12 protein-coding genes are annotated in these 15,059 nt (G+C 74.2%); 5 read left to right on the forward strand and 7 right to left on the reverse strand.

Going from position 1 to position 15,059, the window contains the following annotated elements; translation table 11 throughout:
• The first annotated feature begins 266 nt into the window (after positions 1 to 266).
• The 3 genes from SMD11_RS16275 (at position 267) to SMD11_RS16285 (ending at position 3,661) form a co-directional block, all read left to right on the forward strand.
• Complete coding sequence (locus SMD11_RS16275; RefSeq protein ID WP_234366063.1) at positions 267 to 1,091, forward strand: glycerophosphodiester phosphodiesterase; 825 nt, start codon at positions 267 to 269, stop codon at positions 1,089 to 1,091.
• 182 nt (positions 1,092 to 1,273) lie between these two features.
• Complete coding sequence (locus SMD11_RS16280; RefSeq protein ID WP_234366407.1) at positions 1,274 to 1,747, forward strand: ATP-binding protein; 474 nt, start codon at positions 1,274 to 1,276, stop codon at positions 1,745 to 1,747.
• Positions 1,748 to 2,692: 945 nt separating this feature from the next.
• Positions 2,693 to 3,661 carry a DUF5926 family protein gene (locus SMD11_RS16285; RefSeq protein ID WP_087927145.1) on the forward strand — a complete coding sequence of 323 codons (969 nt, stop codon included), beginning with the start codon at positions 2,693 to 2,695 and terminating at the stop codon, positions 3,659 to 3,661.
• A gap of 456 nt (positions 3,662 to 4,117) precedes the next feature.
• On the opposite strand, the gene SMD11_RS16290 is transcribed toward SMD11_RS16285, so the two are convergent.
• Entirely contained in the window at positions 4,118 to 4,936 is an 819-nt protein-coding gene (locus SMD11_RS16290) for a hypothetical protein (protein ID WP_234366064.1), read from the reverse strand.
• A gap of 451 nt (positions 4,937 to 5,387) precedes the next feature.
• On the reverse strand, positions 5,388 to 6,152 hold the full coding sequence (locus tag SMD11_RS16295; RefSeq protein ID WP_087927146.1) for a bifunctional DNA primase/polymerase: 765 nt from the start codon (positions 6,150 to 6,152) through the stop codon (positions 5,388 to 5,390).
• Positions 6,153 to 7,075: 923 nt separating this feature from the next.
• Here SMD11_RS16295 and SMD11_RS16300 point away from each other — a divergent pair.
• On the forward strand, positions 7,076 to 8,647 hold the full coding sequence (locus SMD11_RS16300) for a PP2C family protein-serine/threonine phosphatase (protein ID WP_087927147.1): 1,572 nt from the start codon (positions 7,076 to 7,078) through the stop codon (positions 8,645 to 8,647).
• Between the two features lie 143 nt (positions 8,648 to 8,790).
• A complete protein-coding gene (locus SMD11_RS16305) occupies positions 8,791 to 10,248 on the forward strand; it encodes an aminopeptidase P family protein (RefSeq protein WP_418952447.1) in 1,458 nt (485 codons plus the stop codon).
• Between the two features lie 66 nt (positions 10,249 to 10,314).
• Here SMD11_RS16305 and SMD11_RS16310 read toward each other — a convergent pair whose 3' ends face one another.
• The 5 genes from SMD11_RS16310 to SMD11_RS16330 all read right to left on the reverse strand — a co-directional run bounded on the left by SMD11_RS16310 (position 10,315) and on the right by SMD11_RS16330 (position 15,011).
• Positions 10,315 to 11,076, reverse strand: a complete 762-nt coding sequence (locus tag SMD11_RS16310) for an SDR family oxidoreductase (protein WP_087927149.1) — start codon at positions 11,074 to 11,076, stop codon at positions 10,315 to 10,317.
• A 189-nt stretch (positions 11,077 to 11,265) separates the two neighbouring features.
• On the reverse strand, positions 11,266 to 11,919 hold the full coding sequence (locus SMD11_RS16315) for a response regulator transcription factor (RefSeq protein ID WP_087927150.1): 654 nt from the start codon (positions 11,917 to 11,919) through the stop codon (positions 11,266 to 11,268).
• Between the two features lie 16 nt (positions 11,920 to 11,935).
• Complete coding sequence (locus tag SMD11_RS16320) at positions 11,936 to 13,636, reverse strand: sensor histidine kinase (RefSeq protein ID WP_087927151.1); 1,701 nt, start codon at positions 13,634 to 13,636, stop codon at positions 11,936 to 11,938.
• Positions 13,637 to 13,828: 192 nt separating this feature from the next.
• Positions 13,829 to 14,011 carry a 4-oxalocrotonate tautomerase DmpI gene (gene dmpI / locus SMD11_RS16325; RefSeq protein WP_087927152.1) on the reverse strand — a complete coding sequence of 61 codons (183 nt, stop codon included), beginning with the start codon at positions 14,009 to 14,011 and terminating at the stop codon, positions 13,829 to 13,831.
• Between the two features lie 115 nt (positions 14,012 to 14,126).
• Positions 14,127 to 15,011 carry a LysR family transcriptional regulator gene (locus tag SMD11_RS16330; RefSeq protein WP_087930551.1) on the reverse strand — a complete coding sequence of 295 codons (885 nt, stop codon included), beginning with the start codon at positions 15,009 to 15,011 and terminating at the stop codon, positions 14,127 to 14,129.
• Positions 15,012 to 15,059 lie beyond the last annotated feature (48 nt).

Genomic DNA, 15,059 nt, shown 5'->3' on the forward strand with positions numbered 1-15,059 from the left:
GCACATCGGTTCTCGTTCGCGACGTCGGCCACGTCCCGACGGATGTCATGCCCACGCGGAAGCCTCAGGTCCACGGTCAGCTCTTCCATGCTTTCCCATGCCGCGTCAGACCACCGTAAGCGGATCCTGTGCCCACGGCTCCGGCCCCGGGCCCCGGAGCCCCGCCCGAGGGCCGTCGGCGGGCCGCCGCGAACTCGCACTCCAGGACAGACCGTGGAAAAAGGGACGGCATGCGCGAGCGCGCCGGGCGGTGGCACCATAACGCGGTGACCTATGCGCACCGGGCCCGGGACCTCAGCCCCGACGGCCACCCGCTCACCGTCGTCGCCCACCGAGGAGCGTCCGAGGACGCCCCGGAACACACCCTGGCCGCCTACCGCAAAGCCATCGAGGACGGCGCCGACGCGCTGGAGTGCGACGTACGGCTCACCGCCGACGGACACCTCGTCTGCGTCCACGACCGCCGGGTCAACCGCACGTCCAACGGCCGGGGCGCCGTCTCCACCATGGAGCTCGCCGATCTCGCCGCCCTCGACTTCGGCTCGTGGAAGGGCTCGGCCACCGACCGCGAGGCACCCGACCTCGACGCGACCTCCGTGCTCACCCTGGAGCGGCTGCTGGAGCTCGTCGCGGACGCCGGCCGCCGCGTCGAGCTGGCCGTCGAGACCAAGCACCCGACCCGCTGGGCGGGCCAGGTCGAGGAGCGGCTGCTCGCCCTGCTCGGCCGCTTCGGCCTCGCCTCACCGCCCCCGGACGAACCCTCGCGCGTGCGGGTGATGAGTTTCTCGGCCCGCTCCCTGCACCGGGTGCGGGCGGCGGCGCCCGCCCTGCCGACCGTCTACCTGATGCAGTTCGTCTCACCGCGCCACCGCGACGGGCGGCTGCCCACGGGCATCCACATCGCCGGGCCGAGCATCCGCATCATCCGTAAGGATCCCGACTACGTGGCCCGGCTGCACCGCGCCGGGAACCAGGTGCACGTCTGGACGGTGAACGATCCGGCCGACGTCGAGCTCTGCGCGCGCGTGGGAGTGGACGCGGTGATCACAAACCGGCCCAAGCAGGTGCTTTCCCAACTCGGGCGCCCGTAGGTCCATTACAAGGAGTGCACCGGCGCGTTCGGTACGTGTTCGACCTTCCCGAGTGCCCCCAGCGGGTGCTGGATGGCCGGTTTCCGGTCCAGTCCATTGGGGCATCCATCCCCTGACGTGGGGCAAAGGAGGTCTCGGGGGTGGCGTTGGTGGTGGCACAGGAGGTGCCCACGTCGTCGATCATGGCCGTACCCCATGGTCCAGCCGCTGTGGGCCAGGCAAGACACCGGATGCGCGAGGACCTGCGCATCAGTGGGGTACCGGATTCGGTCATCGACGACGCCGTATTGATCCTTTCGGAGCTGCTCAGCAACGCGTACCGGCACGGTCGCCCGCTGAGCCCGGAGAACGGCGACAGAGACGGGGAGAAGGACGGGGGGATACGTGCCGCCTGGCGGGTGGACAAACACGGCCGGCTCACGGTCGAGGTCACGGACGGAGGCGGACCGACCCGCCCACTTCCGGCCACTCCGTCGGTCACCGCGCGCGGCGGCCGCGGACTGAACATCATCAGTGCCCTCTCCCAGGACTGGGGCGTACGGGACGCTTCCGGCGAGGTGACCGTCTGGGCCGCCCTGTCGGCGCGCGGCGGTTTCGTCTCACGGCTCGACCTGACCCCGGAGATGGCGTTCACCGATATCGACGAGCTGGCGTGACATCGGCGCGACGCGCGTAGACCCGTGGCACATCGCAGAGCTCCCGGGCAGCGCGCGGTACGGCGCCGAAGCAGGGCACGGCAGCGGCGCGGGCCTCCCACCAGGGCGGCGAGACGGCACGCGCCCGTACGGCCGGTGTGCCTCGCGACCGGAGCGCAACGCGCGACCGGGGAGCGGCACCCCGACACCGGCCGGTCAGAGACAGCCCGCCCGCGCGCCCCGGCCACCCCGGGCCCCATGAACCCCGGCTCCCGGAAACCCCGGCACTCCGGACCGCTTTCGCGCACCGCGCCCGAGGCTTCGGCGAACAGCCCGGCGCCTCGCACCCACCGCCGGACACCCCGGCGCACCGCCCAGCACCTCGCGCACACCGCCACGACATCCCGATCCGCCTCGTGGCAGCCCGCGCGCCCGGCGCGAGGTCCGCGCGCATCGTCCGGGCCATGTCCCGGCACGTATCGCCGGGCGGTCGGCGCGAGCGGCGCGGAGGGATCCGGAGCGGGCGACGCCCACGGTGCCCCGGTCCCGGCCTCTGCCCCGCGCGCCCGGCTCGGGGTTCTCACGCGCGCATCGTCCGGGCCGGCGCCGGCACGCACCGCCAGCACCCGACGCACCGGCCCGAGGTCCCGGCGCGCACCGTCCAGCGCCCCGCGCCCGCCGCCCCGCCGCATGGTGCGGCACCCCGCTCCCCCGCTCCGAGGTCCCCGCACCCCGCCCCCGGGCACCCGCCCGGCCTCGTGCGCGACCCGCCCGTGGCCCCCCGCAGGGGCCCTCCCCGCCGAGTCCCGGCCAACTCCTCACCAAGTCCCCGCCGTCCCCCCGCGCCTCCCGCGCGTGCCCGGCCGGGGCTTCCGTCGTGGGCGCTAGGCTCGCGCCGTCAGGCAGACCAGCCCGGACGGCTCACCAGCCGCACGCACCGCCGCACGATCGGGAGACACGCACGCCATGGCCAAGAAGCGCCGCCCCCAGACCAAGGCCGCCACGCCCGGGGCCGTCGACGGTCCGATCCCCGTCGTCGGGGCCCGTGAACCCTGCCCCTGCGGCTCGGGGCGCCGCTACAAGGCCTGCCACGGCCGCGAGGCCTCGCACGCCGTCGCCGAGCTCGTGCAGCGCCCGTTCGAGGGCCTGCCCGGCGAGGCCGACTGGGTCGCGCTGCGCGAGCTGGTGCCCGCCGCGACCGTCGAGCTCACCCTCAAGGACGGGCTGCCCGAGGGCGTGCCCTCGGTGACCCTCGCCACCGTGCTGCCCATGGCCTGGCCCGCGCTCCGCCGCGACAACGGCGCCGTGCTCCTCGGCCTCCAGAACGACACCGCGTCCGGCGACCTCAGCCGCGACCTCGCCGACACCCTCCGGCGCGCCCTCACGGCCGAGCCGGGCACCCCGGTCGCGGCCGGGCGCGCCGGCACCGACGGCCCGCGCCTCCAGGACCTGCTGGACCTGTCGGCGCCCTTCGAGCCGGCCGTCCACACCGGCTTCGAGTTCTGGGTCGAGGACGCCGAGAACGCCACCGGCGAGGTCGCCGCCTCACTGGATCGAGCCAACGCCGCCGCGATCCCGACCGTCCGGCTGTCCGGCGTCGACGCCGCGTACTGGTGCGAGACCCCGGACAAGAACCACCTGCGCTGGGTGATGCCCCACCCCGAGGAGAAGCTCCTCGACGCCCTCGCCCGCCTGCACGCCGCCGGGACGTCCTCGCTCGGCGAGGGCACCCGCCTGGTGGGTTCCTTCCGCGCGCACGGCCTGACCGTGCCGGTCTGGGACCTGCCGCGCGAGATGCGCGCGGAGGACGTGGAGAAGCCGGCCGCCGCCCTCGCGGAGCGGCTGGCCGCGGCGCTCGCCGACGGGACGCCGCTGACCGCCGAGGAGCGGCGGGCGCGCGGCGGCCTCACCAGCCGTCAGGTCACCCTGAACTGACACCCGTCGGCACGGAGCCGGCCGAAGTCGCGCGCGGGGAGCCTCCGAGGTGACCGCGGCGGCCCCGGCCGGGCGATGCCGGTCACACGGAGCGGGGGATTCCGGGGCCCGGAACCCACCATTCACGTGACTCCTGTCACAACTCCCGCTGTCAGACCGGAAATACGCGTCCGGAAATCCACGATCGAATTTGCGAACGGCCGATCTCTTGTTACCGTTCTAGGAGCCCGGTCGCTGGTGCATCCCCCGTCGCCAGCGACCGGGCGTTTCCATGCCCGGACGCGCCCACGGCGCACCGCGGCCCGGCGCAGGCCCCTCAGCGGCCCGCCGAAGGATCATCGAGGGCCGGTCGAGGCCCCGTCGAGCGCGACTCCACCGTCCCGTCAGCGGACCGTCAGCGACCGTTCGGCAGCCGCCCCGGGGGCTCCCGGAGCCACCCCGCAGCCCGCACCCCGGCTAATCCACCCGGTCGTCCGGCGAGTTGCTGCCCGACCGGAGCAGAAGATTCCCCTCCGCCGAGGCGAACTCCGCCACCGCCGAGTACCCGCTCCCGGCGCCGCTCCGGCCGCCGCTCCCGCCCCGGACCGTCGGCCGGTGCGGCGTCTCGCAGCCGTCGGGGTCGTCGGAGGCCCCCGTACGGCAGTGCACCTGGACGGTCCGGCCGTCGGGGCCCATGAGGGTCAGTACGGCCGTCAGCGGGCCGCCTGTGGCGTTCCGGAAGTACGTACGGCCCCAGGTCTCCCGGCCGCGCTCCAGGACGCAGGTCTGGGCCTCCACGCCCGCCGGCGAGGAGAGTTCGGGCCCGCAGCGGGTGATCGCCCTGCCGGGGGCACCGTCCGCGGCGTCGCCGACGACGTCCTCGTCACCGCCCTCGTCACCGTCCGCGCCGGAACCCGAGGCTCCGCCCTGTTCCTGCGCCTCCCGCGGTCCTTCCGAGCCGACGGCGCCGGAGGCGCTGTCCGCGGCCTCGTCGTCCTCGGTGTCCGCGGTGTCGTCGGCCCCGTCATCGACGGCCTCGTCGTCCTCGCCGCCGGGGGCGCCCATGGCGCCGGCCGCCCGGCCGTCGCCCCCGTGGCCGCTGCCGTGCGCCCGCTTCCCCGTCTTCTCCGGGCTCATCAGGCCCGCCGGCCCCGCCGTCGCCGCCGCCAGCGGCAGCACGATCGCCAGGGCCACCACACTCGCGAGGGCGATCATCCGTAGATTCGCCGCTCGCTGCCGGGCCGTGCCGGACTGCGACGCACCGGTCGCACCGGGCACACCGGACGCACGCTCCATGGGACCACCCGCAACTCGCCGCGAACGCTGATTCGTGGGCCGCCTTCGACATCGCCCCGCCCGGCCGCCGGTGTCCGGCGGTACGCGGCAGCGCCCGGCAACAATCCGGTGCGAACCCTCACCCGAACATAGCGGTCGGAGCACGCCCCACCGGGCGGCCGCGCGGTGGTTTCCCACGGATCCCGGCGCGGCTTACACCCGTACGAGTGAGAGCGCGTGCGTCTCCCGTCCGTACGCGCTCTCATGTGCTCATACGGGAACCCCTCAGGGGCGCCGCTCCTCGCGCCGGCCGCGTCCGGCCGCCGGCCACCGGGACCGTCAACACGCCGTCCCCGTCGGCCGTGGCCGGACGCGTTCACCGTGTTTTCCGTGCCTGTTGTTGCTGATGCTGTTACTGCTTCTGCCGCGCGGCTTCAACCGGCTCGTCGGACCCCCGCGTCCGTGACCCGCGTCAGTAGGCGAGCCGGCTGCCGCCGCCCTGCGTCCCCGTGCCCGCGCTCTCCTCCACGAGGACGTCGACGACGGTGGCGATGTCCGGCAGCCACGGCCCCCTCCCCTCGCCCGCGCCGCCCGCCCGCTCGGTGAGCGGCGCCCGGTCCGCGCGCCGGGCCCGCGCCGTCTGCGGCGCCCGGACCGGGCCGCCCGCCTGCGGCGCCCGCTCCCAGCGCACCCGGCCCGCGCCCGTGGGCGACGGCGGGAGCGCCACATAGCCGCCCTCGCCGTGGAAGCGCAGCGAACCGGGCACCCAGTCCTGCCGGTGGAGCAGCTCGCCGAGGACCTCCAGGGAGTACGGGGCCACCAGCAGGGCCCAGCGGTCGGGGGTGGCGACCACCGGGCCGACCCGTACGCCCGCGCGGTCGAGGGAGGCCAGGGCGCGGGCCGCGGCCACCGCCGGCAGGCTCACCGCGCAGGGCCCGCGCCCACCCGTCGCGAGCACGACGGGGGCGTCCGGGCGGTTGGTCCACCACCAGCGGACCATCCGGGCGTCCGTGGTGGCCGCCAGGAGCCCGGGGTCGAAGGGGTGGGCGCCGGGGGCCGCGCAGTCGGGGTGCGGGCAGGCGCACACCGTCCCGCGGCCGCCGTCGGGCCGCAGGCCCGCACCCGGGAGTACGGGCCACTGCCATTCCGTGGCGTAGGCCAGGGCCGCGGTGAGGACCGCGGACCGGCCGCCTCGCCTGAGCGAGAGCTTGCGTCGCCTTCCGAGGATCTCGCGCATGAGCGCTCGTTCCTTTCCGTGAACGCCGAAATCGGGCCCTTGTCGTGGAACAAGGGTCGTATCGCACTACATGACACCGCACAGCCGCCGCGGCGGACGGGGCGGCTTGCCGTGGCCGCGGAGGACCACGGGGACCGCCCGCGCCGCGGAGACCGCGTAACCGCACGAGCTGACCGAACTGCGCTAACTGCGTGAGCTGCTTGCCTGAACTGCGTGAACCGCGTGAACTGCGCGGCGCCGCGTGGATCCGCCCGGCGATTCGCCGGGCACTGCGCCGGGCCGCGTACGGACTGCTCGGACTCCATGGCACTACGGGTCCGACTTCGCGCGCTGCTCAACACGCCGTGGCCCTTTCGAGGCCGGCACACCACGTGGTTCCCAAGTCACTGCATGTACAACGCAGCGCATCACGCCACGGGCCGAGCGTGAAACATGGCGGGGGGTGGCGCGCGTATGGCGCTTCGTGCTGAGCCTGTACGCCCCTCGCCTGTGGCGCGGGTCGCCCCACGCCCTCGGGGACGGGCGCGGCCGTTGCCGGATAAGACGCTCGGGTCCGCCGCGGGGTTCCGGGGCGGCCCCAACTGCCCCTGCCCTTCACCGAGTACGTACCCACCGGGGTGGATATGACGCGCTGTCGAACAACGTCAGTCGATCGCGAATCCTGGATCGCGGGACCATTTTCCGGCCAAGTTTGAAACCCCATAGACACCACCAATCCCACCGGCCCAATGCTGGACATCGGCTTACCCGGGCGTGTACATGTGGAGCACGGATAGCGCGCAACACGACAGGGGGCTTGCGATGCTATTGACGCGAAAGTACAGGCCGATCAGCTGGTCAACACGGCTCGGCGAGTCGCCGCGGGCGCTCGTCCGGACGGCTGCCCCCCGCGCTGCCACGCGGCTCCACCGAGGCAGCCGGTCATGACCACGCCCCATCTGCCGAAAGTGGCCGGAATCAACCCTCCGCTCCCCGCGCCCTCCCACACTCCGTCCTCCTCCGGCGCCGCCTCCCCCACGGATCCCGAGGACTCCGCCGGGTCCGCGGAACCCACCGGGCACACCGGCCCGGCCGGCCCCTCGGGCCCTCCCGGCACCGCCGGCCCCACGGACCCCATGGGCCAGGACGGATCCGATGACTCCGGTTTCTCCGCGGCCGTTCCGTCCCCCGCGCCCAACGCCCTCGTCCAGGACCGGCTGGCGGGCTGGATCTCGGACCTCACCACCCTCCAGGAGCTGACCGAGCGGCTCACGCGCACCGGCACCCTGGACGCCGCGCTGCACGAGGTGCTGCGCGCCGGTGCCGCCCTCGTCGGCGCCCGCCGCGGCCTGGTCACCCTGCACCCCGCCCGGGGCCCCGGCCACGAGCACCCGATCACCGTCGGGCTGGGGCTCGGCCGCGCCGACCTCGGCCACATCGAGACGATCCCGACCGGCCCGCCCGGCCCTCCCGGCCCGCACAGCCTGCTCTTCGGCGACCTCCCCCCGCTCGGCTCACGGGGCGGCGTCGCCCACCCCGACATCGCCGCCGACGAGACGCTGGACCCGCGCCACCGCGAGGTCGCGGCCCGGCTCGGTTACGGCGCCGGCTACGCCGTACCGCTGGAGTCCGACCCGCGGACCGGAACCGCCGGCCGGCTGGGCGCGGCCGTCTGGCTCTACGACGAGCCCGCCGAGCCCACCGACCGGCAGCGCCACCTGCTCGGCCTCTACCGCGACCACGCCACCGAGCACCTCGCCCGCCTGCTGGAGCTCGCCGAGGCCCGGGAGACCGTGGCCACCCTCCGCGAGGAGCTGCTGCCCAGCCGGCTGCCCCGGATCCCCGGGGTCCGGCTGGCGGTGCGCCACCGCACCGGGCCGCGCGGCGGCGGCGACTGGTACGACGCGCTCCCGCTGCCCGAGGGCGCGCTCGGCCTGGCCGTGGGCGCGGTGACGGGCTCCGGGCCCAGCGCGGTCGCCGCGATGGGCCGGCTGCGGGCCTCCCTGCGCGCGTACGCCGTCATGGAGGGCGAGGACCCGGTGGCGGTCCTGTCCGACCTGGAGCTCCTGCTGCGGCTCACCGAGCCCGCCCGCTCGGCCACCGCCCTCTTCGCGTACTGCGAGCCCGCCGAGCGCCGGGTGGTCCTGGCGGGCGCCGGGCACTGCCCGCCGCTGATCGTCGGCGAGCACCGCGCCGAGTTCGTGGAGACGTCGCTGTCCGCGCCGCTGGGCATGCTCGCCTGCTGGGAGGCGCCCAGCGTGGAGGTCGAGGCGGCACCCGGCGAGACGCTGATCTTCTACAGCGACGGGCTGCTGCACCGCACCGGCGACGCCATGGACCGCGGCTTCGCCCGGCTGCACGCGGCGGCGGCGAGCGTCCCCAGGGCCGCGCTGCGCGACCCGGACGCCGTCGTGGAGCACATCCTGCGGGCCGTGCTGCCGGACGGCGGGGACGGCCCCGAGGAGACGGGCACCGGCGGCGAGGACGTCATCCTGCTCGCCGCCCGGTTCGACTAGGCCCGGCACGGGATCCGGCCCGGGGCCGGGTCCGCGACGGTCCCGTCCGCGTCCGGGCCGCGTCCAGTCCCCGTCCACAGCCTTCTCCGGCGCATTTCCTCGCACATACGATGGAAAGCGGCCCCGTCCGAGGAGGAAACGCAGTGACCGAGCAGCCCGCGCCCGAGAACCCCGAAGGTGACGAGCCGATCAAGCAGCGGAAGAACGGCCTCTACCCGGCCGTCTCCGACGAGCTTGCCGCCAGTATGAAGTCGGGTTGGGCCGACACCGAGCTGCGTGACCTGCGGCCCGTCGCCCAGGCCGCCGAGACCGCCCGCCGCCGCGCCGACCTCTCCGCCCGCTTCCCCGGCGAGCGCCTGGTGATCCCCGCGGGCAATCTGAAGACCCGCTCCAACGACACGGAGTACAGCTTCCGCGCGTCCACGGAGTACGTCTACCTCACCGGCGACCAGACCCAGGACGGCGTGCTCGTCCTGGAGCCGGCCGGTGCCGAGGGCCACGAGGCCACGCTGTACCTGCTGCCGCGCTCGAACCGCGAGAACGGCGAGTTCTGGCTCGACGGCATGGGCGAGCTGTGGGTCGGCCGCCGGCACAGCCTCAGCGAGGCCGAGCGGCTCTACGGCGTGCCCTGCGCGGACGTCCGCGAGCTCGCCGACGCCCTGCGCGAGGCCACCGGCCCCGTCCGCGCCGTGCGCGGCCACGACGCGGGCATCGAGGCCGCGCTGACCGACAAGGTCACCGCCGAGCGCGACGAGGAGCTGCGGGTCTTCGTCAGCGAGCAGCGGCTGGTGAAGGACGCCTTCGAGATCGCCGAGCTCCAGAAGGCCGTCGACTCCACTGTCCGCGGCTTCGAGGACGTCGTGAAGGTCCTCGACAAGGCCGAGGCCACCTCGGAGCGCTACATCGAGGGCACCTTCTTCCTGCGCGCCCGCGTCGAGGGCAACGACATCGGCTACGGCTCCATCTGCGCCGCCGGCCCGCACGCCACCACCCTGCACTGGGTGCGCAACGACGGCCCGGTCCGCTCCGGCGAGCTGCTGCTGCTGGACGCGGGCGTGGAGACCCACACCCTCTACACCGCGGACGTCACCCGCACGCTGCCGATCAACGGCACGTACACCGAGCTCCAGCGCAAGATCTACGACGCGGTGTACGAGGCCCAGGAGGCCGGCATCGCGGCGGTGAAGCCGGGCGCCAAGTACCGCGACTTCCACGACGCCGCCCAGCGCGTCCTCGCCGAGAAGCTCGTCGAGTGGGGTCTGGTCGAGGGCCCGGTCGAGCGCGTCCTGGAGCTCGGCCTCCAGCGCCGCTGGACCCTGCACGGCACCGGCCACATGCTCGGCCTGGACGTCCACGACTGCGCCGTGGCCCGTACGGAGACGTACGTGGACGGCGTCCTGGAGCCGGGCATGGTGCTGACCGTCGAGCCCGGGCTGTACTTCCAGGCCGACGACACCACCGTGCCGGAGGAGTACCGCGGCATCGGCGTCCGGATCGAGGACGACATCCTCGTCACCGAGGACGGCAACCGGAACCTCTCCGCCGGGCTGCCGCGCACGTCCGCGGACGTCGAGGCGTGGATGGCCGGCCTCAAGGGCTGATCACCACCCCGGACCCGTGGGGTCCGTGGGCCGCGGCCCGTCCGTACGGACGGGCCGCGGCCGCGCTCAGCGGGTGGTGTAGCCGCCGTTGATGAAGAGCGTCTGGCCGTTGAGCCACCAGCCGTCCGTGAGCAGGAACTTCACGTACGGCGCGATGTCCTCGATCTTCGTGAGGTCACCGTTCATGGCCGACGACTTGTGGTACGCGATCGAGTCGTCCGTCTCGGCCGGGTAGAAGAACCCGGTGTCCATCGGGCCCGGAGCGATGTTGTTGACGGAGATGTTCCGGCCGAACAGCTCCTTGGACAGCGCCCGGGTGAAGTGCTCGACGGGCGCCTTGCTGCCGGCGTAGACGGAGTACAGGCCGGTGTAGGCGGCGAGCAGCGAGGTCACGATGGTGACGATCTTGCCGCCGTCCTCCAGGCGCTTGGCGGCCTCCCGCATCATGAAGTACGCCGCCTTGCAGTTGACGGCGAACATCTTGTCGAACTCCTCCTCGGACGTCTCGGTCATCGGCTTCTTGATGACCATGCCCGCGGTGTTCACCATGCAGTCGACCTTGCCGAACGCCCCGACGGCGGCGTCGAACAGCCCCTCGATCCCGGCCACCTTGGTCAGGTCCGCGCCGTGCACGACCGCCTTGCCGCCGGCGGCCTCGACCTCACCGGCGGTCTTCTCCGCGCCGTCCTTGGAGGACGGGCTGTTGTAGTGGACGACGACCTTGGCCCCTTCGGGGGCGATCTCCCTGGCGATGAGGCTGCCGAGGTTGCGCGAGGCGCCGCCGATGACGACGACCTTGTCCTTGAGGGTGCGGGCGGGGGTGGGCACGGGCGTCTCCCGGGGCGTGGGGTGCGGGTGGGGCCCACGCTATGAGCGGGGTTGTGGGGGCGCCTGTGGGCGGCGGCCACATGGGTGGGCGGCGGCCCCGGCGCGCCTTGCCTCATCTGCCCGGCTCCTACGCGCCCAGGCTCCTGCACGCCCGGCCCCTACCTGCCCAGGCCCCTGCGCGCCCGGCCCTTACGCGCCCAGGCCCGCGTCCCGGGCCAGCAGGGCCGCCTGGACGCGGTTCTCGCATTCCAGCTTCGCCAGGATCCGGCTCACGTACGTCTTCACCGTGGCCTCGCTCATATGGATCCGCCGCCCCGCGTCCGCGTTGGACAGGCCCTCGCCCAGCAGCGCCAGCACCTCCCGCTCCCGCTCGCTGAGCTCGGCCACCCGGGCGCGGGCGCGGGCGGCCCGGTCGGTGTCGGGGGTGTGCACCAGGGAGTCCGCGACGTGCCGGGTCGCGGCGGGCGACAGATAGGCGTCGCCGGCGGCGGCCGCGCGGACGGCGCCGATCAGCTCGCCCGGCGCCGAGTCCTTCAGCAGGAAGCCCGCCCCGCCCTGCCTGAGGGCCCGTAGGACGTTCTCGCGCTCGCCGAACGTCGTCAGGATCAGCGCCCGGACGCCGGGGACCGTCCGCCGGAGTTCGGCGAGGGCGTCGAGCCCGTCCATCACCGGCATCCGGATGTCGAGCAGCGCCACGTCGACCAGGTGGCGGCGGGCCAGCTCGACGGCCTCCCGCCCGTCCGGCGCCTCCGCCACGACCTCGATGTCTTCGGCCGACGTGAGGATCATCCGGATGCCCGCCCGGATGAGGGGCTCGTCGTCGGCGATGAGGACGCGGATCACCTGGTCTCCCGGTCACTTAATTCTTGACGTGGAACTCGCGCTTCTCGGCCAGTTTCCCGTCCTTGAAGCAGAAGCGGTAAACGGTATCCGTGTTCAGGCCCTGCGAGGTGTCGGTGGACAGCAGGACCAGGCACGACATCCCCTGCGGGTCGTCCGGCAGCCCCTTCGTCACCTCGGAGGTGAGGAAGGACTTGCCCGACGGCAGCCGGTCGCGCACCTGCGCCTCGTCCTCGCCGACCCGCACCGAGTTGTAGACGCGCGGCTCGACCATCGTCTTGTCGGCCTCCTCGAACACCATGCCCACGCCGATGACGGCCGCCACGACGAGCCCGACCAGCACGACCAGGGCGACGCCGCAGCCGATCAGACACCCGTTCCTCTTCTTGTCGCTCACGATGTTCCCGAACTCCTCGCGCGGATCCGACCAGTCGATGACCGGTCCACCGTCGCCCGGCGGGACCCCCGGGAGCTGCTGCCGGAAGTCGTCGTGCGCGTCGACGAAGGTCGCCTCGCGGGCCTCCTTGGTCTCGTACGGGATCACCCCGGCGAGCCGGAAGCCGTCCTCGACCGGGCCCGCGTGGACCATGCCGCCGACGAGCCGGGCCCGCTCCCGCAGCCCGGTGAGCCCCTGGCCGCCGCTGACGGGCGCGACCCACTCCCCGGTGCCGTCCGGGACGGGGCCGTTCGCGACCTCCACGACCAGGGCGTCCGGCTCGTAGCGCAGGCTCACGGCGATCCGGGCGCCGGGCGCGTGCTTGTAGGCGTTCGTGAGCCCTTCCTGGGCGATGCGGTACGCGGCGTGGTCGGCGGTCGGGGCCAGCCGGCGCGGCTCGCCCGTCCGCTCGAAGGTGACCTGGGCGCCGGCGGCCACCGCCGACCCGACGAGGCCCTCGATCCCGGCCACCGCGCGGGACACCGGCTCGCTCTCTTCGGCGACGCCGGGGTCCTTGAGGATGCCGACGACCTCGCGCAGCTCGTGCATCGCGGCCACCGAGGCCTCGCGCAGCACCCCGACGGCCTCCCGCTGCCGCCCGGTCAGCTCCGGGTCGACCTCCAGGGCGCCGGTGTGCACGCTGATGAGGGCGAGCTGGTGGCCGAGGCTGTCATGCATGTCGTGGGCGATGCGCTGGCGCTCCCGCATCCGCGCCTGCCCGGCGATCATCTGGCGCTCGCGGAGCAGCTGGGCGTTGCGCTCCCGCAGGGTCTGGAGCAGGGTCCGGCGCTGGGTCCAGTAGCGGCTGGTGAGGCCGGGGACCACCGAGGTCACCAGGAAGAGCAGGGTGCCGAGGGTGAGGATCAGCACGAACGACTGGCGGACCTGCGCCAGGCCGACGGCCAGGTCCACGACGAAGGCCGCGCAGAACGTCAGCAGGGCCCGGACGGCCCCGTCGATCCTGCGCCCGGCGGACCAGCTGGCCAGGATGAGGACCGGCATCCCGGCGCCGCTCAGCGAGGACAGGGCGGCGGCCGCGATCAGCACGGTGCCGGGCAGGGCCCTGCGCACCAGGGAGAGCAGCACGACGGCGACGGTCACCGCCGCGATGCGTACGGGACCGTGGTCGCCGAGCCATTCGGTGCCCGCGGCGAGCACCGCGAGCGAGAGGGCGAGCGCGCACTCCCAGGCCAGCCGCCGCCGCGTCCACTGGCCGGGGTCCACCACCCGCCGCCACAGGCCATGGGCCCACGTTCTCGCCTCAGCCCAGGATGTCGCCTTCATGGTCGGCAGCCTAGGCAGGGTTCCCGGTCCGGGGCGTGGTCCGAAGGTCTACGACCGTCGAGACCAAAGTCGGTACCGAAGTCGGGGCCGAGGCCGGGACCGAAGCCGGGAAGGGAGCCGGGACCGGAGCGGACCGGGCGCGTGGGAGGGGGTGCCGGGCAGGCCCCTACCTGCCCGCTCCCCGTCCGCCGCCTACTTGTCGGCGGTGAGGACGCCCGCCTGGCCCCAGCTGTCGGCGGGGGTCTCGTGGATCCAGACCTGCACGGCGTCGGCCGGGATCTGGTAGGCGTCGACGAACGCGTCGGTGATGCGCTGGACGAGGTCCCGCTTGAGCTCGACGGTGCGGGGGCCCTGCTGGACGGTCACGATGGGCATGGGGGTGCCTCCTCGATCGGCGGTGCGGCCCGGCCGTTCCGGGTCGTTCACCGGTGTGACACCAGTCCACCGCGCCGGCGCCCCGGGACCTAGAAGCACTCGGACCACGCAGCGATCACGAATCGTGATCGGCGCAGGCGGCCAACAGGGTGGCGAGCGCGGCGGGCGGGTCGGTGGGGTGCACGGCGAGCGCGGTCGGCAGGGAGAGCCCCTCGCCGCGCACGGGCCGGAAGGCCACCCGGCTCGTCCGCAGCTGCCGGGCGTGCGAGGCGTAGACCACGGTCCACATGGGTGCGGCGGCGCCGATCGCGGCCAGGGTGTCCTGGAGGCTGCTCGACCGGGGGCCGGGCACGGGGGCGAAGCCCGCGTCCCGGCAGGCCGAGACGACCAGGTCGACCAGGGGCGGGTTGTTGCGGCGGTCGGTGAGCCGCAGCGGCAGCGCGGCCAGGTCCGCGAGGGCGACGTCGGGGGCCGCGGCCAGCGGGTGCCGGGCGGGCAGGGCCACCACCAGCTGGTCCTGCCACACGGGTATCAGCCGCACCCCGGGGTGCTCCTCGGGGGCGCGGACGAACGCGGCGTCCAGCCGGCCCGCGGCGACCTGCTCCAGGCGCGACCGGACGGGCGCCGAGAGGAGTTCGACGCCGAGGCCGGGGGCGCGGCGGGCGAGCGATTCCAGCACCCGGTCCAGGTGGTCGCCGAGCCCGGTGCTGGTGCCGAGGCGGAGGGTGGCGGCGCGGCCCCCGGTCAGTTCGGCGGCGACGGCGCGCGCCCGTTCCTCGGCCGCGAGCACGGACCGGGCCTCGGGCAGGAAGCGCTGTCCGGCGGCGGTGAGGCGGACGTGGCGTGGCGAGCGGTCGAAGAACTCGACGCCGAGCTCCCGTTCCAGCCGGCGGACCTGCTGGCTCACGGCGGACTGCACGATGTGCAGCCGCTCGGCCGCCCGTCCGAAGTGCAGTTCCTCGGCGACAGTGACGAAATACCGGAGCTGACGCAGTTCCACGGGTCCGACCAGCCTCTTCTCGGTGTCCAGGGACATGTCCAGGAACAT

Origin of the sequence: Streptomyces albireticuli, assembly GCF_002192455.1 — a bacterium.
Classification (GTDB): Bacteria; Actinomycetota; Actinomycetes; order Streptomycetales; family Streptomycetaceae; genus Streptomyces; species Streptomyces albireticuli_B.

What these genes read in the sequence shown, in the direction of transcription:
- SMD11_RS16300 (WP_087927147.1), top strand. Translation starts at nt 7,076, where the DNA reads ATGACCACGCCCCATCTGCCGAAAGTGGCCGGAATCAACCCTCCGCTC.
- SMD11_RS16295 (WP_087927146.1), bottom strand. Translation starts at nt 6,152, where the DNA reads ATGCGCGAGATCCTCGGAAGGCGACGCAAGCTCTCGCTCAGGCGAGGC.
- SMD11_RS16285 (WP_087927145.1), top strand. Translation starts at nt 2,693, where the DNA reads ATGGCCAAGAAGCGCCGCCCCCAGACCAAGGCCGCCACGCCCGGGGCC.
- SMD11_RS16290 (WP_234366064.1), bottom strand. Translation starts at nt 4,936, where the DNA reads ATGGAGCGTGCGTCCGGTGTGCCCGGTGCGACCGGTGCGTCGCAGTCC.
- SMD11_RS16320 (WP_087927151.1), bottom strand. Translation starts at nt 13,636, where the DNA reads ATGAAGGCGACATCCTGGGCTGAGGCGAGAACGTGGGCCCATGGCCTG.
- SMD11_RS16280 (WP_234366407.1), top strand. Translation starts at nt 1,274, where the DNA reads ATGGCCGTACCCCATGGTCCAGCCGCTGTGGGCCAGGCAAGACACCGG.
- dmpI (WP_087927152.1), bottom strand. Translation starts at nt 14,011, where the DNA reads ATGCCCATCGTGACCGTCCAGCAGGGCCCCCGCACCGTCGAGCTCAAG.